The sequence below is a fragment of the Pseudomonas sp. Eqa60 genome (genome assembly GCF_018326405.1).
Taxonomy (GTDB): Bacteria; Pseudomonadota; Gammaproteobacteria; order Pseudomonadales; family Pseudomonadaceae; genus Aquipseudomonas; species Aquipseudomonas protegens.
This window is the reverse complement of record NZ_AP024342.1, coordinates 513,971-533,944: the sequence shown is the minus strand read 5'-3', so window position 1 is coordinate 533,944 and position 19,974 is coordinate 513,971. Positions and strand designations below refer to the sequence as shown.

The following is a 19,974-nucleotide window of genomic DNA, read 5'->3' as shown; positions in this document are numbered from 1 at the left end:
TGGAATGTCTTCCCTGTTTCGCGCCACCCTCATCGTCCTTGCCCTGCTGAGCGTCACCGCCTGTACCAGCAAGCGCATGTACACCCCCAACCGGGTGCTCCCGGCCACCATCCAGGCCGACCAGGAGCAGGTCAAGCAGGCGATCCTGAAGAACCTCGTAGCCCGCAAGTGGACCGTGCAGCGCATCAGCCCGGAGCTGATCCAGGCCGAGATCACCGTGCGTCAACAGTTCCACGCGGAGATCGATATCCAGTACTCCGCCAGCTACTACAAGATCGTCTACCGCGACAGCCGCGACATGGACTACAAGGACGGCAAGATCCACAAGAACTACATCCGCTGGGTGCGCCTGCTGGACAAGGGAATCCTGCGCGAACTGCGGGACAACCAGAACGAGCGGGCCGCGCAACAGCTGTCGGATGCCGCGGCCAAGAGCTTCCCGGCCGCACAATGAGCCCTTCCCTGTGACCCCGGTCACAGGGCTGCTTCACCCCCTTTGATGTCATGGAGAATGCGATGCGTTTGAAGACACTGGCGGCCACCGCCACCCTGCTGCTGTGCACCCTGCCCGGCGTCAGCCAGGCCCGCGATACCACCCTGTACCTGCCCTTCGACAAGGTGGTGGCCGAGGCCATCAGCACCGGCAAGATCGACGGCAGCGTGAAGTTCTACCTGGCGGGCAACAAGCCGGCCGGCAAGGTCAGCGTGCTGAGCCCCAGCGCCGTGACCAACAAGAAGACCAATGCCTTCGGCAAGGCCGACCAGGTGGCCTGCGAGTGGGCCTTGCAGTCGGCACTGATCACCCTGCATGAAGCGGCGAAGAAAGTCGGCGCCAACGCCGTGACCGACATTGCCAGCTTCTACAAGAGCCACGAGCGCAAGGACGCCACCACCTATGAGTGCCATGCCGGCGCCATCATGGCTGGCGTCGCGCTGCGCGGGGATCTGTCCAAGGTCCAGTGACCTGCGACTGACAACGCAAAGGGCGCCTGGGTCGCCCTTTGCGTTTCCGGTTTTTTTCCGGAAGCGCGCCAATCGCCGTCTACACTCGCAACAGCAGGCCGGGTCACCGCCGCCTGCGGGAGCCAAGTGGCGCGATCGGGCATCGGCCGGCGTGACAGTGGCGCCCCTTTCACGTCCGTCAAGGAGCCGACCATGCAAGTGAAAGCACTGATTGCCCTGGCCCTGCTAACGGCCCTGAGCCCCGCCAGCCAGGCCACCAACCTGATGTACATGCCCTTCGAGAAAGTCGTGGCCGACGCCGAGCGCGCCGGGCGCCTGGATGGCAGCGTGAGCTTCCATCTGGCCGGCAACCCGCTTGCGCCGGTGCTCCAGGTGCGGCTCACCGAAGTCACCACCAACAAGAAGACCAACGCTTTCAACAAGAGCGATATCGCCGCCTGCGAATGGGCCCTGCAGTCGGCCCTGATCACCCTGCAAGCCGCGGCCAAGCGGGTCGGCGCCAACGCGGTGACCAATATCGTCAGCTACTACAAGCACCACGTGCGCAAGGACCTCAACACCTACGAATGCCATGCCGGGGTACTGATGGCCGGAGTGGCCCTGCGCGGCGACCTAGTGAACCTGCAGGCCCCGGTGCGGCCCAACAGCCCCTCAGGGCGTAGCCCCGGTCTTGCGCGTCAGTAGCTCGACAAAGGCCTTGGCCATGGGCGAAGCCTGATCCTTGCGCTGCACCAGCCACACCGCCGACATCGCCGCCGGGTCCAGCAGGCGGCGATAGACCACGCCGTCGATGCGCATGCGCTGGTAGGACGCCGGCAGCACCGACACCCCCAACCCCGCCGCCACCAGGCCAATGATGGTCATGGCTTCCGCCGCCTCCTGAGCGAAATGCGGGGTAAAGCCGGCATCCCGGGACAGGCTCAGCAACTGCGCATACAGGCCGCTGCCATAGCTGCGGGGGAAAAACACAAAGGGCTCATGGGCCAGCTCCGCCAGGTGCAGCCCCTCTTCGCTGCCACTGGCCAGCGGGTGCTTGGAACTGAGCACCGCCACCAGCGGCTCGCGCAGCAGCTCCACCACCGACAGCGAATCCGGCAGGGGCAAGGGCCGCATGATGCCGACCTGGATCGCCTGGTCCACCAGGGCCTCGGCCACCTGGGTGCTGCTCATTTCCTTGAGCTTGAGGTGTACCGCGGGAAAGCGCTGGCGAAAGGCGAAGATCGCCTGGGGAATGGTCGAATTGAAGGGCGCCGACGAGGTGAAGCCGATCTTCAGTTCCCCCAGCTCGCCCAGCTGCGCACGCCGCGCCACGTCCGCCGCCTTGTCCACCTGGGCCAGTACCAGCCGCGCCTCTTCCAGGAACAGGCGCCCGGCCTCGCTGAGCTCGACCCGACGATTGGTGCGTTCGAACAGGCGCGCCCCCACCTCCTGCTCCAGCGCCTGGATCTGCTGGCTCAGGGGCGGTTGGGAGATGCCCAGCACCTGGGCTGCACGGCCAAAATGCAGTTCTTCGGCGACAGCGATGAAGTAGCGCAGGTGACGCAGTTCCATGAGGGCCTCATTAAGTCTTAAAACCTATCAAACAGGTCGAACAATATATTGGAAAGAATCATTAGCCAGCTATATGCTTTTTCCATTGCCTGACCGGCTGCGTTCCCCCGAGGTCCCCCGTGAAATCCGCTGTTGCCGCTGTTGCCCCCTCCGCCCACGAACCCCCTGCCACGCCCCTGGACGAGGTGGTCGCCCAGCTCAACGAGGCCTACATCGAAAAAGGCACGCCGATGTTCATGCGCACCGTGCTGGCGCTGTTCTCCGGCGGTTTTGCCACCTTCGCCCTGCTGTATTGCGTACAGCCGATGATGCCGCTGCTGTCCCGGGACTTTTCCATCAATGCCGCCCAGAGCAGCCTGATCCTCTCGGTCGCCACCGGCATGCTGGCCATCGGGTTGTTGATCACCGGGCCGGTTTCCGACCGCATCGGTCGCAAGCCGGTGATGGTCGCCGCCTTGCTGGCCGCCGCCCTGTGCACCATCGCCAGTGCGCTGATGCCGAGCTGGCACGGGGTGCTGCTGATGCGCGCGCTGGTGGGCCTGTCCCTGAGCGGGCTGGCAGCGGTGGCCATGACTTACCTGAGCGAGGAGATCCACCCCCAGCACATCGGCCTGGCCATGGGCCTGTACATCGGTGGCAACGCCATCGGCGGCATGAGCGGGCGACTGATCACCGGGGTGCTGATCGACTTCGTCAGCTGGCACACGGCGATGCTGGTGATCGGCGGCCTGGCACTGATCGCTGCCGCGGTGTTCTGGCGCATCCTTCCCGAATCACGCAATTTCCGCCCCCGTTCGCTGCACCCGCGCAGCCTGCTGGACGGCTTTGCCATGCACTTTCGCGATGCCGGCCTGCCCTGGCTGTTCCTCGAAGGTTTCCTGCTGATGGGGGCATTCGTCACCCTGTTCAACTACATCGGCTACCGCCTGCTGGCCGAGCCCTATCAACTGAGCCAGGCCTGGGTCGGGATGCTGTCGGTGGTGTACCTCTCGGGCATCTACAGCTCGGCGAAGATCGGCGCCCTGGCCGACCAGCTGGGCCGGCGCCGGGTGCTGTGGGGCACCATCGTGCTGATGCTGGCGGGGATCGCCCTGACCCTGCTGACCCCGCTGTCCCTGGTGCTGATCGGCATGCTGCTGTTCACCTTCGGCTTCTTCGGTGCCCACTCGGTGGCCAGCAGCTGGATCGGCCGTCGCGCCACCAAGGCCAAGGGCCAGGCGTCGTCGCTGTACCTGTTCAGCTACTACGCCGGCTCGAGCATTGCCGGCACCGCCGGCGGGGTGTTCTGGCACCTGGCGGGGTGGAACGGCATCGGCCTGTTTATCGGCGCCTTGCTGATCGGGGCCCTGTTGATCGCCATGAAACTCGCCAAACTCCCCCCTTTGTAGGAACAGGCTTGCCGGCGAAGTGCTCCGCCAGGCAGGCGCAGGTCTTGAAGGCCCTTTCGCCAGCAAGCTGGCTCCTACACCGAGCGAATCTGGCTGGCCGCCCCCTGTAGGAGCTGGCTTGCCAGCGAAGGCGTGCGCCAGGCAGGCGCAGGTCTTGAGAGCCCTTTCGCCAGCAAGCTGGCTCCTACACCGAGCGAACCTGGCTGGCCGCCCCCTGTAGGAGCTGGCTTGCCAGCGAAGGCGTGCGCCAGGCAGGTGCAAGCCTTGAGGGCCCATTCGCCAGCAAGCTGGCTCCTACACCGAGCGAATCTGGCTGGCCGCCCCCTGTAGGAGCTGGCTTGCCAGCGAAGGCGTGCGCCAGGCAGGTGCAGGCCTTGAGGGCCCTCTCGCCAGCAAGCTGGCTCCTACACCGAGCGAACCTGGCTGGCCGCCCCCTGTAGGAGCTGGCTTGCCAGCGAAGGCGTGCGCCAGGCAGGCGCAGGTCTTGAGAGCCCTTTCGCCAGCAAGCTGGCTCCTGCAAAAAGTGTCCGCCAATGAAAACGCCCGGCAGGTGCCGGGCGTTTTTTAGGGAGGCGCTTATTCGTGGTATTGCGCCGACAACTCGTGCACCGCTTCCAAGAAGGCTCCGGCGTGCTCCGGTTTCACTTCCGGAGTGATGCCGTGGCCCAGGTTGAACACGTGGCCGCTGCCCTTGCCGTAGCTGGCGAGGATGCGCGCAACTTCGCTGCGGATCGCCTGCGGGTTGGCGTAGAGCACGGTAGGGTCCATGTTGCCTTGCAGCGATACCTTGCTGCCGACCCGGCGGCGGGCTTCGCCGATGTCACAGGTCCAGTCCAGGCCCAGGCTGTCCGCGCCGGCATCGGCAATGCTTTCCAGCCACAGGCCGCCGCCCTTGGTGAAGAGGATCACCGGAACCTTGCGCCCGTCGTGTTCGCGGATCAGGCCACTGACGATCTTGCGCATGTAGGCCAGGGAGAACTCCTGGTAGGCCGCCGCCGAGAGGCTGCCGCCCCAGCTGTCGAAGATCTGCACCGCCTGCGCGCCGGCACGGATCTGCCCGTTCAGGTACGCGGTGACCGACTGGGCCAGCTTGTCCAGCAGCAGGTGCATGGCTTGCGGGTTGTCGTAGAGCATGGCCTTGGACTTGCGGAAGTCCTTGGAGGAGCCGCCTTCGACCATGTAGGTGGCCAGGGTCCAGGGGCTGCCGGAGAAACCGATCAACGGCACACGGCCGTTGAGTTCGCGACGAATGGTGCTGACCGCATCCATTACATAGCCCAAGTCCTTGTGCGGATCGGGGATCGGCAGGGCTTCGATGTCGGCCAGGGTGCTGACCACTTTCTTGAAGCGCGGGCCTTCGCCGGTTTCAAAGTACAGGCCTTGGCCCATGGCATCGGGGATGGTCAGGATGTCGGAGAAGAGGATCGCCGCATCCAGCTGTGGATAGCGGTCCAGAGGCTGCAGAGTGACTTCGCAAGCGAACGCCGGGTTCATGCACAGGCTCATGAAGTCACCGGCGTTGGCACGGCTGGCGCGGTATTCAGGCAAGTAGCGCCCAGCCTGACGCATCATCCACACCGGGGTGACGTCTACGGGTTGCTTGAGCAGGGCACGAAGGAAACGGTCGTTCTTCAGGGCAGTCATGTCGGCATCCGGAAAAAAAGTGGGGGCATTTTCTCAGAGCGCGACACAAAAGGCACGGCAAGAGCCGTTTCTTTATGTCTATGGGGGCAATTTGTCACGGGACGGGCACAGATCCCGTAGGAGCCAGCTTGCTGGCGAAGCGATCGACGCGGTGCATCAACAGCACCGCGTTATCGTTGTTCGCCGGCCAGCCGGCTCCTGCAAGGTGGGTCAGACGCCCAGGTAGTCGAGGATGCCTTCGGCGGCGTTACGCCCTTCGAAGATCGCCGTCACCACAAGATCAGAACCGCGCACCATGTCACCACCGGCAAAGATCTTCGGGTTGCTGGTCTGGTGCTTGAACTGGCCCTGTTCCGGGGCCACGACACGGCCCTGGCTGTCGGTCTGGATGCTGAACTGCTCGAACCATGGCGCCGGGCTTGGACGGAAACCGAAGGCGATGACCACGGCGTCGGCCGGGATGATCTCTTCAGAACCCGGGATCGGCTCGGGGCTGCGGCGGCCACGGGCGTCCGGCTCGCCGAGACGGGTCTCGACCACCTTCACGCCTTCGACGCGGTCTTCACCGACAATGGCGATCGGCTGGCGGTTGTAGAGGAACTTCACGCCTTCTTCCTTGGCGTTCTTCACCTCTTTGCGCGAGCCGGGCATGTTGGCTTCGTCACGACGATAGGCGCAGGTCACCGACTTGGCGCCCTGGCGGATCGAGGTGCGGTTGCAGTCCATCGCGGTGTCGCCACCGCCCAGCACCACCACCTTCTTGCCCTTCATGTCGACGAAGTCTTCCGGCGACTTTTCAAAGCCCAGGTTGCGGTTGACGTTGGCGATCAGGAAATCCAGCGCGTCATAGACGCCCGGCAGGTCCTCGCCGGCAAAGCCGCCCTTCATGTAGGTGTAGGTGCCCATGCCCATGAACACCGCATCGTATTCGGCGAGCAGCTGCTCCATGGTCACGTCCTTGCCCACCTCGGTGTTCAGGCGGAACTCGATGCCCATGCCGCTGAAGACTTCGCGACGATTGCTCAGCACAGTCTTTTCCAGCTTGAACTCGGGGATACCGAAGGTCAGCAGACCGCCGATTTCCGGGTTCTTGTCGAACACCACCGGGGTCACGCCGCCACGCACCAGCACGTCGGCACAGCCCAGGCCTGCCGGGCCCGCGCCAATGATCGCCACGCGTTTGCCGGTGGGCTTGACCTTGGACATGTCCGGGCGCCAGCCCATGGCGAAAGCGGTGTCGGTGATGTACTTCTCCACCGAACCGATGGTCACCGCGCCAAACCCGTCGTTGAGGGTGCAGGCACCCTCGCACAGGCGATCCTGCGGGCACACCCGGCCACAGACTTCCGGCAGGGTGTTGGTCTGGTGCGACAGCTCGGCGGCGGCGAGGATGTTGCCCTCGGCCACCAGCTTGAGCCAGTTGGGAATGAAGTTGTGCACCGGGCACTTCCATTCACAGTATGGGTTACCGCAACCCAGGCAGCGGTGGGCCTGGTCGGCCGACTGCTGGGGTTTGAAGGGTTCGTAGATTTCCACGAACTCTTTCTTGCGTTGACGCAACAGTTTCTTCTTCGGATCCTTGCGCCCGACATCGATGAACTGGAAGTCGTTATTCAGACGTTCAGCCATTATCAAAACCTCATCACACTCTTCAGGCGCATATCACTGCGGGTTGGCACGGGTGCTGGAAAGCAACGACTTCAAGCTGGCAGCCTTGGGCTTGACCAGCCAGAAACGGCGCAGGTAGTCGTCGAGGTTCTCGGCGAGGTTACGGCCCCATTCGCTGTCGGTTTCCTCGACGTACTCGTTCAGCACGCGCTGCAGGTGGCTGCGATAGGCTTCCATCGCTTCGCCGCTGATCCGTTGGATTTCCACCAGTTCGTGGTTGACCCGGTCAACGAAGGTGTTGTCCTGGTCCAGCACATAGGCGAAACCGCCGGTCATGCCTGAGCCGAAGTTGTAACCGGTCTTGCCCAGGACGCAGACGAAACCACCGGTCATGTACTCGCAGCAGTGATCGCCAGTGCCTTCCACCACGGTGTGGGCACCGGAGTTGCGCACGGCGAAACGCTCACCCGCGGTGCCAGCGGCGAACAGCTTGCCGCCGGTGGCGCCGTACAGGCAGGTGTTGCCGATAATGGCGCTGTCCTGGGTCTTGTAGACGCTGCCCTTGGGCGGAACGATCACCAGCTTGCCGCCGGTCATGCCCTTGCCCACGTAGTCGTTGGCGTCGCCTTCCAGGTAGAGATTCAGGCCGCCGGCGTTCCACACGCCGAAGCTCTGCCCCGCAGTGCCCTTGAAGCGGAACGTGATAGGCGCCTGGGCCATGCCCTGGTTGCCGTGGAGCCTGGCGATCTCGCCGGAGATCCGTGCGCCGATGGAGCGGTCGCAGTTGCAGATATCCAGGGCGAAATCGGCGCCGCTCTTGTCATTGATCGCCGAGCGGGCCATCTCGACCATTTTCTCGGCCAGCAGGCCCTTGTCGAACGGCGGGTTGCGGTCCACCTGGCAGAACTGCGGCTTGTCCGCCGGAATGTGGTCACTGCCCAGCAACGGGGTCAGGTCCAGGTGATGCTGCTTGGCGGTCTGGCCTTCCAGCACCTCCAGCAGGTCGGTCCGGCCGATCAGTTGCTCCAGGGAACGCACGCCAAGCTTGGCCAGCCACTCACGGGTTTCCTCGGCGACGTAGGTGAAGAAGTTCACCACCATGTCGACGGTGCCGATGTAGTGATCCTTGCGCAGCTTCTCGTTCTGGGTCGCCACGCCGGTGGCGCAGTTGTTCAGGTGGCAGATGCGCAGGTACTTGCAGCCCAGGGCGATCATCGGCGCGGTGCCGAAGCCGAAGCTCTCGGCGCCGAGGATGGCTGCCTTGATCACGTCGAGGCCGGTTTTCAGGCCGCCGTCGGTCTGTACCCGGACCTTGCCGCGCAGGTCATTGCCGCGCAGGGTCTGGTGGGTTTCCGCCAGGCCCAGTTCCCACGGTGCACCGGCGTACTTGATCGAGGTCAGCGGCGAAGCGCCAGTGCCGCCGTCGTAGCCGGAGATGGTGATCAGGTCGGCATAGGCTTTGGCCACACCGGCAGCGATGGTGCCAACGCCGGCCTCCGCCACCAGTTTCACCGAGACCAGGGCCTGAGGGTTGACCTGCTTGAGGTCGAAGATCAGCTGCGACAAGTCTTCAATCGAATAGATGTCGTGGTGCGGCGGTGGCGAGATCAGGGTCACGCCGGGGACTGCATAGCGCAGCTTGGCGATCAGGCCGTTGACCTTGCCACCGGGCAGCTGGCCGCCCTCACCGGGCTTGGCGCCCTGAGCGACTTTGATCTGCAGTACTTCGGCGTTGACCAGGTACTCCGGGGTCACGCCGAAACGGCCAGTGGCCACTTGCTTGATCTTCGAGCTCTTGATGGTGCCGTAGCGCGCCGGGTCTTCACCGCCTTCACCGGAGTTGGAACGCGCGCCAAGGCGGTTCATGGCTTCGGCCAGGGCTTCGTGAGCTTCCGGCGACAGGGCACCCAGGGAGATACCGGCAGAGTCGAAGCGCTTGAGGATCGATTCCAGGGGCTCGACTTCGCTGATGTCCATCGGCGTGTCCAGGGTCTTCACCTGGAACAGGTCGCGGATCATCGACACCGGACGGTTGTCCACCAGCGCGGTGTATTCCTTGAACTTGGCGTAGTCGCCCTGCTGCACAGCGGCTTGCAGGGTGTTGACCACGTCCGGGTTGTAGGCGTGGTATTCGCCGCCGTGGACGAACTTCAGCAGGCCGCCTTGCTGGATCGGCTTGCGCGGGCTCCAGGCTTCGGTCGCCAGGGCTTTCTGCTCGGCTTCGATGTCGACGAAACGTGCGCCCTTGATCCGGCTCGGCACGCCACGGAAGCTCAGGTTGCAGACCTCCTCGGACAGGCCGATGGCTTCGAACAGCTGCGCGCCACGGTAAGAGGCGATGGTGGAGATGCCCATCTTCGACAGGATCTTCAGCAGGCCCTTGGTGATGCCCTTGCGGTAGTTCTTGAACACCTCGTAGAGGTCGCCCAGCACTTCACCGGTACGGATCAGGTCGCCCAGCACTTCGTAGGCCAGGAACGGATAGACCGCCGAGGCGCCGAACCCGATCAGCACCGCGAAGTGGTGCGGATCGCGGGCGGTGGCGGTTTCCACGAGGATGTTGGAGTCGCAGCGCAGGCCTTTTTCGGTCAGGCGGTGGTGCACCGCGCCCGTGGCCAGGGAGGCGTGGATCGGCAACTTGCCCGGCGCGATATGACGGTCGCTGAGGACGATCTGGGTGCGGCCGGCGCGCGCGGCTTCTTCAGCCTGGTCGGCGACGTTGCGGATCGCCGCTTCCAGACCGACGCTCTCGTCGTAGTTGAGGTCGATGACCTGGCGCTCGAAGCCCGGGCGATCGAGGTTCATCAGCGAACGCCACTTGGCCGGGGAGATCACTGGCGAGCTGAGTATCACTCGCGAAGCATGCTCAGGCGACTCCTGGAAGATGTTGCGCTCGGCACCGAGGCAGATCTCCAGGGACATGACGATGGCTTCGCGCAGCGGGTCGATCGGCGGGTTGGTGACCTGGGCGAACTGCTGGCGGAAATAGTCGTAAGGGGTACGCACGCGCTGGGACAGCACCGCCATCGGCGTGTCGTCGCCCATGGAGCCCACCGCTTCGTAGCCCTGCTCGCCCAGCGGACGCAGGACCTGGTCACGCTCTTCGAAGGTGACCTGGTACATCTTCATGTACTGCTTGAGCTGGTCGACGTCGTAGAAGGCCGAACCGTGGTCGTTGTCTTCCATGGTGGCCTGGATGCGCAGGGCATTCTTGCGCAGCCATTGCTTGTACGGATGACGGGACTTCAGACGGTTGTCGATGGCGTCGGTGTCGAGGATCTGCCCGGTCTCGGTGTCCACGGCAAAGATCTGGCCCGGGCCGACCCGGCCCTTGGCGATCACGTCCTCGGGCTGGTAGTTCCACACGCCGATTTCCGAGGCCAGGGTGATGAAGCCGTTCTGGGTGGTGACCCAGCGCGCCGGGCGCAGGCCGTTGCGGTCCAGCAGGCAGACGGCGTAGCGGCCGTCGGTCATGACCACGCCGGCCGGGCCGTCCCACGGCTCCATGTGCATCGAGTTGTATTCGTAGAACGCGCGCAGGTCGGCGTCCATGGTCTCGACGTTCTGCCACGCTGGCGGAATGATCATGCGCACGCCGCGGAACAGGTCGATGCCGCCGGTGACCATCAACTCCAGCATGTTGTCCATGCTCGAGGAGTCGGAACCCACACGGTTGACCAGCGGGCCGAGCTCTTCCAGGTCCGGGATCAGGTCGTTGGCGAACTTGGTGCGCCGGGCCACGGCCCAGTTGCGGTTGCCGGTGATGGTGTTGATCTCGCCGTTGTGGGCGAGGAAGCGGAATGGCTGGGCCAGCGGCCATTTCGGCAGGGTGTTGGTGGAGAAGCGCTGGTGAAACACGCAGATCGCGGTTTGCAGGCGCTCGTCACCCAGGTCCGGATAGAAGGCGGCGAGGTCCGCCGGCATCATCAGGCCCTTATAGATGATGGTCTTGTGGGAAAAGCTGCAGATGTAGTGGTCGGTGTCGGCGGCGTTGGCCACCGAGGAGCGGCGACGGGAACTGAACAGCTTGATGGCGAAATCCTGGTCGCTCAGACCCTGGCCGCCGATGAACACTTGTTCGATCTGTGGCAGGCGCTCCAGGGCCAGACGCCCGAGCACACTGGTATCGATCGGTACTTTGCGCCAGCCCACCAGTTGCAGGCCGGCGGCGAGGATCTCGCGGTTCATGTTTTCGCGAGCGGCTTCGGCTTTCACCGGGTCCTGGTTGAAGAACACCATGCCCACCGCATATTGCTTGGGCAGCTCGATGCCGAAGTGCTCCGTGGCGACTGCGCGCAGGAACAGGTCGGGCTTTTGCATCAGCAGACCGCAACCGTCGCCGGTCTTGCCGTCCGCGTTGATCCCACCGCGGTGGGTCATGCAGGTCAGGGCCTCAATGGCCGTTTTCAACAGGGTATGACTGGGTTCGCCCTGCATGTGGGCTATCAGGCCGAAACCACAGTTATCCTTAAATTCATCTGGTTGGTACAGACCTGCTTTCATAGACACTTTCTCACCAGGCTGCCTCTTTTAGAGGCAAATTTCTTTTCAATTCAACCACTTGCATTCCGCGCCGAACGTACGCCAGCTTTGCGGGGGCAAAAGGGAGGTCATTGTACACACCGACACAAAGCCCCACAAATTTAGCGACGATCTGCCGTAAATTCATGTCGCATTTATGAACGTTTTAAAGCGATATGCTGTGCTAGTCAAAAAGTTTTGCTTTTGACTGCCGCGACTCAAAAACTACTGTGACGCAGACACCACAAGGCACGCGGCCTGTAAGGCAGCATGCCGATGCGGAAATTTGAGGTTGCCGGGAGAGGCGGCCTGGGTAAGGCCGCCGAATCTTCAGCGAGTTGTTGCCAGTTCTTGTTGAACGCTAGCGACAGTGCGAGGCCAAGGTTTACCAGCCTGAACCTTCGCTGGCAAGGATTTGATGGCGCTGACCGCTGCATCGCGGCTTGCGAAGTTGCCGTAGGTGATCACATACAGCGGCTTGCCGTTGAGGACTTTCTTGAAGTAGCGGTATTCGCCGCCCTGTTCCTTGACGAAGTTCTGCGCGGTGGCTTCCGAGCTGGTGCCGAGGATCTGCACCACGTAGTTGCCTGGCGCCTGGCCAGCGTACCAGCTGCCACCGGCGGCCTTGGCCACGGTGACCGGCTTCTCGGCCGGCTTGGCCGGAGCAGGCTTGGCTGCCACTGGTTTCTCTGCCGGCTTGGCGGCAGGCGCAGGCTTGGCCGTGGCCACCTGGGTCGGTGCCGGGGTTGGACGCGCTGCCGGAGTCGGCGTCGGGCCAGCCGTAGCCCCAGCAGGCGGCGCGGTGGTGGTCACGGTCGGTGGAACGGCGCTGGAGCCTTCAACCGGTACCCCGTCGTCACCCTCACTGATACCCCCTGCGGCTTCGGCCAGAGGACCGCGCATCACGGGCTGCGACTGGCCGACCAACGGCAGCGGCATTGGCTGTGACGAACCGGCGAACTCTACTGACGGGCTGCCATTGGCATTGGGTGTCGGTGTTTGCCCCAAAGGCAGTTGCGCTTGCTCATTGGCCGGAGCGCCGGTGGTTGGAGCCTTGCTGCGGCCCGGCATCAACCAGGCCGCGGCCACGGCCACCACCACGACAGCGGAGATGGCCAATACGTGTTTCTTCGGCATGTTGAACCCCATACTTGGACGCTTGACCGCAGAGCGGCTGGCGATCATTGCTTCGATCATTGCATCCCTGGCGACCTGGTTGATGTTGCCCGGCCAGCCATCGGAGCCTTCGTGAATATCACTGATCTGATCTGCGGAGAAAAGTTCGATGCCCTGCCCCGCACCTTCAAGCCGCTGGGCCAGATATTCGCGGGTTTCCTCTTCGGTATAAGGCTGCAACTCGATGACGTGGAAGCGCTCTTCCTCGGTATTGAGCTGGTCCAGTGCGGCGATCAGCGACGACTCGCCGAACAGGAACACATGGGGACGACCTTCCGGAGCGCCGGCCGCCAGGGCCAGCAGGGCCTCGAGGGCGGACTCGTCGAGCTGCTCGGCATCATCCACCAGCAGATAGACTTCCTGACCGGTCAGGGCCAGTTGCACTATCTGGGCGAGGATCGCGCCGATTTCAGCCTCGGCCACGTTCAGCGCCTGGGCCACCTGGCGCAGCACGCCGGCAGCGTCGCCAGCGCCGCGGGCCGACACCACCACGCTCTGCACCGATTGCTTGTTGGTACTGGCTACCAGCGCCTGGCGCAGCAGGGTCTTGCCGCTGCCCTGAGGCCCGGTGACCACCAGCAGCAACTGGCTGTAGCGGGCCAGGTGATGCAGTTGCCCCAGCACGGGCTTGCGCTGGGCAGGAAAGAACTTGAAGCCAGGGACCCGGGGAGCGAAAGGATCGTGGCTCAACTGGTAATGGCCGAGGAAAGCCTCGTCGGCGTGCAAACTAGTCATCGGGATCTTATTAACCTTTAAGCTGAGCCAGGGCGCGGTAGTCCGCTCCCAGCGTGGCCTGTAAAACCTCTTTCGGATAATCGTCGGTCACTACGGCTTCGCCCATGCGGCGCAACAGCACCAGACGCAAACGACCGTCGATCACTTTCTTGTCAATTGCCATGTGTTCGAGAAAATCCGCTTCGCTCATTTCCTCTGGCGGGATGACCGGCAAGCCCGCGCGCTGGAACAGGCGAATACCGCGGTCACGCTCCTGGCTGGTGATCCAGCCCAGGCGCGCGGACATTTCCAGGGCCATTACGGTGCCAGCAGCCACCGCCTCCCCATGCAGCCACACACCGTACCCCATGTGGGTTTCGATGGCGTGGCCGAAGGTATGCCCCAGGTTGAGAGTGGCCCGCACTCCCGATTCACGTTCGTCGGCACCCACCACCGCGGCCTTGGCCGCACAGGAGCGCTCGATGGCGTAAGTCAGGGCCTGCTGGTCCAGGGCCCGCAGGCGGTCGACGTTCTCTTCCAGCCAGGTGAGGAAGGGCTCGTCGCAGATCAGGCCGTACTTGATCACTTCCGCCAGACCTGCCGACAGCTCGCGGCTGGGCAGGGTGTTAAGGCTGGTGGTATCGATCAGCACCACGTTCGGCTGGTAGAAGGCGCCGACCATGTTCTTGCCCAGCGGGTGGTTGATACCGGTCTTGCCACCCACCGAAGAGTCCACCTGGGACAGGAGGGTGGTAGGAATCTGGATGAAATCCACGCCCCGCTGGTAGCAGGCCGCGGCAAAGCCGGCCATATCACCGATCACGCCGCCACCGAGGGCGATGATGGTAGTGCGTCGATCGTGGCGAGCAGTGAGCAGGCCATCGAAGATCAACTGCAGGGTTTCCCAGTTCTTGTAGGCCTCGCCATCGGGCAGGACCACCGAGATCACCGAGAACTGCCCCAGGCTGCGGGTCAGACGCTCAAGGTAAAGCGGCGCGACGGTCTCATTGGAAATGATCGCCACTTGCCGCCCGGCGATATGCGGCACCAGCAGCTCGGGCTGGTCCAACAGACCTTCACCAATGTGAATCGGGTAGCTGCGCTCGCCTAGATCGACCTTAAGTGTCTGCATGTGTCCCCACAGTGAAGATGGAAGCAGGCATTGTGCCCTGCATTGACGATGGGCCTCGTCTGGTCTTCTGACGCAGCCCGATAGCTCTGCGCCACACCTTGGCGGTCTGGCGCGACGCCGAGAATAGCGCATTTCGCTCGACGCATTAACGGGGTGGCAGCTGCTGCAGGCGCTCCAGTATGTCCAGTACCACCATTCGTGGCGGCCGCTCATCGGTTTCCACCACCAGATCGGCAATTTCCCGATAAAGCGGGTCGCGGATTTCCAGCAGGTCGCGCAGGGTCTTGGCCGGATCGGCGGTGCGCAGCAGGGGACGATTGCGGTCCCGGGCGGTGCGCCCCACCTGTTGCTCGACCGAGGCGTGCAGATAGACCACTCGTCCGCCAGCGTGCAGCGCCCGACGATTGGCCTCGCGCATCACTGCACCACCGCCAGTGGCCAGGACCACGCCGTCAGTGCCACAGAGCTCGGCGATCATCGCCTGTTCGCGATCACGAAAGCCCGGTTCGCCTTCCTTATCGAAGATCCACGGGATATTCGCGCCTGTACGCAGTTCAATTTCCTTATCGGAATCTTTGAATGGCAGGCGCAGCTCTTTGGCCAGTAAGCGACCAATGGTGCTTTTTCCAGCCCCCATCGGCCCAACAAGAATCAAATTTCGCACAGAATCAACGACTCACAGCAATCGCCTGGTTGTTCATGATACGCGGAGTGAGAAATACCAGCAGCTCGGATTTTTTCTCCGACACCACGTCACGCCGGAAAAGGCGGCCAAGATACGGCACATCGCCAAGAAATGGCACTTTATCTACAACCTTGCTCTGGGTATTCGAGAAAACCCCGCCGATGACGATGGTCGCCCCGTCGTTGACCAGGACCTTGGCATTGACCTCGTTCTTCTTGATCGGCGGTACATCCTGGACCTTGTTCAGGTAGTCCGGCTCATCCTTGGTGACCTTGACCTCCATGATGATGCGGTTGTCCGGGGTGATCTGCGGCGTCACTTCAAGCGACAGCGACGCCTCCTTGAAGGACACCGAGGTAGCGCCGCTGGAGCTGGCTTCCTGGTAGGGGATCTCGGTGCCCTTGAGGATCTTTGCGGTTTCCTTGTCGGAGGTGACCACCTTGGGCTGGGAAACGATCTCGCCGTTGCCGGTCTTCTCCATGGCGGTCAACTCCAGGTCCAGCAGCACGTTGTCGGTGATGTAGGCGATACCGATGCCCGAGGTATGGGCGCTAGCCCCCAGATCGACAAAGGGCGAGTTGCTGCCGCCGCTGCCCGGAGCGCCGATGCTGCTGGAACCGCTGGCAGCGTTCTGCACCCCGCTGGCGCTCCAGTTGCCCTGGTTCTGCACCGAGCCGCCCCAGCGCACGCCCAGGCTCTTGTCGTAGTCAACGTTGGCCTCGACGATGCGCGCTTCGATCATCACCTGGCGCACCGGAACATCCAGCTGGGCGACGATGCGCCGAAGTTCGTCGAGGCGCTCCTGGCTCTGGTAGGCAATGATGCTGTTGGTGCGTTCGTCCACGGTGATCGAGCCACGCTCATCGGCTTTTTCCTCGGCGCGGGTCACCGACTGGAACAGCTTGGCGATGTCCGCTGCCTTGGCGTAGTTGACCTGCAGCAGCTCCCGACGCAACGGCGCCAGGTCCTCCAGCTGCTTCTGTGACTCCAGCTCCTGACGCTCCCGGGCGGCAATCTCATCCGCCGGAGCCACCAGCAGCACATTGCCGATCTTGCGTGAATCAAGGCCCTTGGTCCGTAGCACCAGATCCAGGGCCTGATCCCAGGGCACGTTCTGCAGGCGCAGGGTGATGCCGCCCTGCACCGTGTCGCTGGCCACCAGGTTGAGGCCCGTGAAATCGGCGATCAGTTGCAGCACCGAGCGCACCTCGATGTCCTGAAAGTTCAGCGAGAGCTTTTCCCCCTTGTAGGCAGGTCGGGCCGCAGCCGCCCTGCTGCTGGTCTCGGCCAGGGGGCGGACACTGACCGTCAGGCGGTTGTCGGTCTGGAAGGTGGAATAGTCGAAGGCGCCCTTGGGCTCCAGGGTGACGGTGGTACGCCCGGCAGCCGTATCCGCAGTGATGTACTGCACCGGGGTGGCGAAATCCTTGACGTCCAGGCGAACCCGCAGCGCCTCGGGCAATTGGGTACGGGCAAAATCGAGGACGATCCGGCCCTCGCGCCGCTGGACATCGACAGCGATGCGCGGGTCGGACAGGTCGATCAGCACATTGCCTTCGCCCTCCTCGCCGCGCCGAAAATCCACGCCGCGTATCGACCCGGCCACTGCCTGCGGCTTTGCAGGCGCCCGAGCTGCCGTCCCCGGAGCAGCGGGCTTGGGCTCGGCGGCGCCGACCAGCGGTGCCAGCAGCGCTATCCATAGCGCTACACCGAGGGCTGAAACAGTCCTGTTCATTTTCCAGATTCCACTTAAGAGTGTTTTTTCAGCGCCAGTGTTCGCGGCCGCTCCAGCCAGGCTCCCGCTCCATCGGGAACAATTTCCACCACCTCGATCTGCGATTCGCTGATGGTCACAACCCGGCCTTCGTTGCGCCCCAGGTAGTCGCCCACCTGCAAGCGGTGGATGCCACCTGCGCCGCGCAACAGGGCAAAGCTCCCGGAGGCGTTGGACAGGGTCCCGACCATTTGCAACTGCTCGATATCGAACCCCTCCAGGTATTGCCGGGCTCGCTGCGGGTCGGGCCGGACCGCACTGGCCCCTTGCCGACGGGCCGCCAGGTCAAGCCTTTGCGGCGGCTGGAACGGACTACGCAATGCGCTGGCGTCATAGGTGAACGAGGGGTAAGACCGGATTACCGGGATTGGTTCAATCGGCCCGGGCGCTTGCAGGCGCATCTGGTTCATGTAGGCGTCCAGGTCGGCAAAGTCGTCATCGGCGCCACCACACCCCCACAGCCCGGCACAAAGGCAGCCAAGCACCGCCCAGCGCAGGCGCCTCATGAGTGCGGCTCCGGAGCGTCGTACCTGTAGGTGCGCGCCTCGATGCTCATGCGCAACAGCGCCGGATTGCCCGCCGCCACAGGCTGAATGCGAAAATCATGCAAGGTGACGATGCGCGGCAGGCCGGCGACGCCACTGACGAAGCTCGCCAGGTCGTGATAGGCCCCGGTGACAGTAATCTGGATCGGCAACTCGACGTAGAACTGCCTGGCCACCTCCGGTTGCAGCCTGATTTCCTCGAAGGCCAGGCCACTGCCCAGCCCCACGCGACTGATGTCCTCCAGCAGGCCGGGGACCTCGGTGTCGCTGGGCAACTGACGCAACAGCAGGTCGAAGCTGTTGCGTATGACGGCCAACTGCTCCTGGTAGCGCGGCAAATTGGCTCCCTGGCGCGCCTTGCCGGCAAACTCCTGCCTGAGACGAGTTTCCTCCTGGCGCTGGCGCTCCAGTTGCTCCAGGTGCGGGCTCAGGTAAAAGCCGTAGCCCACTAGCAGAACCAGCAGCAGAAGCAGGGCCGCCACCAGACTCCTGGCCGGCCCGGGCCAGGAGCCCAGGTTGGCCAGCTCCAGCTCCCGCAGATCGATACGCCGCAACTCTGCCAGCCATTGTCGAGGGGTCATTGCCGAAGCTCCCCGGTTGGCCCGGGCGTCTGCCCGACATTCAGCCGGAACAGGTTGTTCAGCCCTTGCTGGGCGTCCACCGCGTTCTTCACCTCGGTCAGGCTGGGGGCAGCAAAACCCTCGGCAGCCTGCAGATTGCGCATCAGGTCGGACACCCTGTTGTTTGACTCGGCGGCACCGCTGATTCCAAGGTTCTGCCCCTGCAGATCCACCTCGGTGAAGTACACGCCATCAGGCAGGCTGCGGGCCAACTGCTGAAAAATCCGCACACTGTTGGAGCGGTTGCCCTGCAGCTCTTCGATGATGCCCATGCGTTCGAGCAACTGCTGTCGTTGCGCCTTGAGCCCCTGGATGCTGGCGATCTGCTCATCCAGGCGTGCCGTCGCCTGGCCCAGATACTGGTTGCGCAAATGCTGGCGCTCGATCACCCGGCTTATATAGGCGTCGGCCAACAGAATGACCCCGGCCCCGAGCACGACCATCATCGCCAGCATCTGCAGGAAACGCCGACGCCTCAGTTCGCGCGAGGCCTCGCGCCAGGGCAACAGGTTGATCCGCGCCATCAGTCGAACCCTCGCAGGGCCAGGCCACAGGCCAGGAGCAGGTTCGGCGCCTGTTCATTCAATACCTGGGGGTCGACTCGAGGCCCCATCGGCATGGCCCGGAAAGGATTGGCCAGCGACGTATCGATGCCTGTCTCGCCCTCCACCCGTCGCTCCAGGCCGGCCAGGCCGCTACCGTCTCCGGCCAGCAGCAGTTGCACCAGGGGCTGTTGCTGAGGCGAGGTGGCGAACTGCTGCAGGGAACGGCTGACCTGTTGCAGCACTTCCTGCTCGAAGGGTTGCAGCAACTCTTCGGCGCAGCCCTGTGGCAAACGGCCCTGGCTCTGCGCCAGCAATGCCTGCTCCAGTGTCAGCCCGTATCGACGCTGGAGCGCTTCCATCAGCAGCCCGCTACCGAAAAGCTGCTCACGGTTATAGATCACTCGCTGGCCGTGCAGGACGCTGAAACGGCTGAGGGCCGGACCTATATCCAGCAACGCCACGGCGCCAGGAGTCGCCAGCGGCAGGTGCGCCGCCAGCAGCAACAGGCAGCGCTCCAGAGCCAGGGGCTGGGTATCCACCACCCGGGCTGTCAGGCCGGCCAGGCCCAATACCGTTTCCAGGGCTTCTACCCGCTCGTTGCGACAGGCTACCAGCAGCACCTGAACCCGCTGCGGATTACCGGGCACCGGCCCCTGCACTTCAAAATCCAGGGCCACGTCTTCCAGGGGATAGGGAATGTACTGGCCGGCTTCCAGCCGGACCTGCTGCTCCAGTTCGTCGGTGTGCAGGCCCGCCGGCATCTCGATCAGTTTGCTGATCACCGCTTCGCCGGCCACCGCTACCGCCACCCCCTTGAGCCGGCTGCCCGTCTTGAGCCAGGCGCGGGACAGGGCCGCGGCCAGGGCCTCGGGGTCGGCAATGTGCTGGTCAAGCACAGTATTGGGCGCCAGGGGCTCCCTGGCGTAGGCCTCGACCCGGTACCCCTGCCCCTGGCGCCCCAGGGCCAGAAGCGTGACCGATGTCGCATTGATATCGATCCCCATAAGGGAACTCGGCTTTTTGCTGAAGAGTCCAAGCACGACCAATTCCCTATGACTATCCGTGACTTACGGACTGCTTAAGCTGCATTGCGTTCAATGGTCACGTC

At 63.6% G+C, this 19,974-nt stretch carries 15 protein-coding genes and 1 pseudogene; 4 read left to right on the top strand and 12 right to left on the bottom strand.

Annotated features, from left to right (window positions below):
- Nucleotides 1-4 precede the first annotated feature (4 nt).
- From KI242_RS02370 to KI242_RS02360, 3 genes are all read left to right on the top strand, one after another.
- Nucleotides 5-454 (top strand): hypothetical protein, encoded by a 450-nt coding sequence (locus KI242_RS02370; protein WP_011058834.1) that lies wholly within the window; start codon nt 5-7, stop codon nt 452-454.
- Between the two features lie 62 nt (nt 455-516).
- A complete protein-coding gene (locus KI242_RS02365; protein ID WP_123473076.1) occupies nt 517-963 on the top strand; it encodes an excinuclease in 447 nt (148 codons plus the stop codon).
- 192 nt (nt 964-1,155) lie between these two features.
- Nucleotides 1,156-1,647 carry a hypothetical protein gene (locus KI242_RS02360; protein WP_053156030.1) on the top strand — a complete coding sequence of 164 codons (492 nt, stop codon included), beginning with the start codon at nt 1,156-1,158 and terminating at the stop codon, nt 1,645-1,647.
- Here the strand turns inward: KI242_RS02360 and KI242_RS02355 are convergent.
- Nucleotides 1,615-2,514: a LysR family transcriptional regulator gene (locus KI242_RS02355; RefSeq protein WP_011058831.1), complete on the bottom strand. Its 900-nt coding sequence runs from the start codon at nt 2,512-2,514 to the stop codon at nt 1,615-1,617. The genes KI242_RS02360 and KI242_RS02355 overlap by 33 nt on opposite strands.
- 176 nt (nt 2,515-2,690) lie before the next feature.
- Here KI242_RS02355 and KI242_RS02350 point away from each other — a divergent pair, with 176 nt between their 5' ends.
- Entirely contained in the window at nt 2,691-3,902 is a 1,212-nt protein-coding gene (locus KI242_RS02350; protein WP_125063333.1) for an MFS transporter, read from the top strand.
- A 576-nt stretch (nt 3,903-4,478) separates the two neighbouring features.
- On the opposite strand, the gene hemE is transcribed toward KI242_RS02350, so the two are convergent.
- The 11 genes and pseudogenes from hemE to pilM all read right to left on the bottom strand — a co-directional run bounded on the left by hemE (nt 4,479) and on the right by pilM (nt 19,906).
- Entirely contained in the window at nt 4,479-5,546 is a 1,068-nt protein-coding gene (gene hemE / locus KI242_RS02345; protein ID WP_041115348.1) for a uroporphyrinogen decarboxylase, read from the bottom strand.
- A gap of 210 nt (nt 5,547-5,756) precedes the next feature.
- On the bottom strand, nt 5,757-7,175 hold the full coding sequence (locus KI242_RS02340) for an FAD-dependent oxidoreductase (RefSeq protein WP_011058828.1): 1,419 nt from the start codon (nt 7,173-7,175) through the stop codon (nt 5,757-5,759).
- Between the two features lie 33 nt (nt 7,176-7,208).
- Entirely contained in the window at nt 7,209-11,657 is a 4,449-nt protein-coding gene (gene gltB / locus KI242_RS02335; protein ID WP_011058827.1) for a glutamate synthase large subunit, read from the bottom strand.
- A gap of 348 nt (nt 11,658-12,005) precedes the next feature.
- Nucleotides 12,006-13,586, bottom strand: a complete 1,581-nt coding sequence (locus tag KI242_RS02330; protein WP_053148670.1) for an AAA family ATPase — start codon at nt 13,584-13,586, stop codon at nt 12,006-12,008.
- Nucleotides 13,587-13,596: 10 nt separating this feature from the next.
- The gene (gene aroB, locus KI242_RS02325) at nt 13,597-14,697 is read right to left on the bottom strand and encodes a 3-dehydroquinate synthase (RefSeq protein WP_011058825.1); all 1,101 of its coding nucleotides are present in this window, start codon (nt 14,695-14,697) and stop codon (nt 13,597-13,599) included.
- 145 nt (nt 14,698-14,842) lie between these two features.
- Nucleotides 14,843-15,361, bottom strand: coding sequence for a shikimate kinase AroK (gene aroK, locus KI242_RS02320; protein WP_011058824.1), 519 nt, complete (start codon nt 15,359-15,361; stop codon nt 14,843-14,845).
- Nucleotides 15,362-15,365: 4 nt separating this feature from the next.
- Nucleotides 15,366-17,042, bottom strand: a pseudogene (locus KI242_RS02315) (type IV pilus secretin PilQ family protein); the annotation flags it as partial.
- Between the two features lie 89 nt (nt 17,043-17,131).
- Complete coding sequence (locus KI242_RS02310) at nt 17,132-17,662, bottom strand: pilus assembly protein PilP (RefSeq protein WP_015633866.1); 531 nt, start codon at nt 17,660-17,662, stop codon at nt 17,132-17,134.
- Nucleotides 17,659-18,282, bottom strand: a complete 624-nt coding sequence (pilO, locus tag KI242_RS02305) for a type 4a pilus biogenesis protein PilO (RefSeq protein ID WP_047283605.1) — start codon at nt 18,280-18,282, stop codon at nt 17,659-17,661. Before pilO ends, KI242_RS02310 begins: the two co-directional genes overlap by 4 nt.
- Entirely contained in the window at nt 18,279-18,845 is a 567-nt protein-coding gene (locus KI242_RS02300) for a PilN domain-containing protein (RefSeq protein ID WP_019095185.1), read from the bottom strand. Before KI242_RS02300 ends, pilO begins: the two co-directional genes overlap by 4 nt.
- Entirely contained in the window at nt 18,845-19,906 is a 1,062-nt protein-coding gene (gene pilM, locus KI242_RS02295) for a type IV pilus assembly protein PilM (protein WP_212805876.1), read from the bottom strand. Before pilM ends, KI242_RS02300 begins: the two co-directional genes overlap by 1 nt.
- Nucleotides 19,907-19,974: the final 68 nt, after the last annotated feature.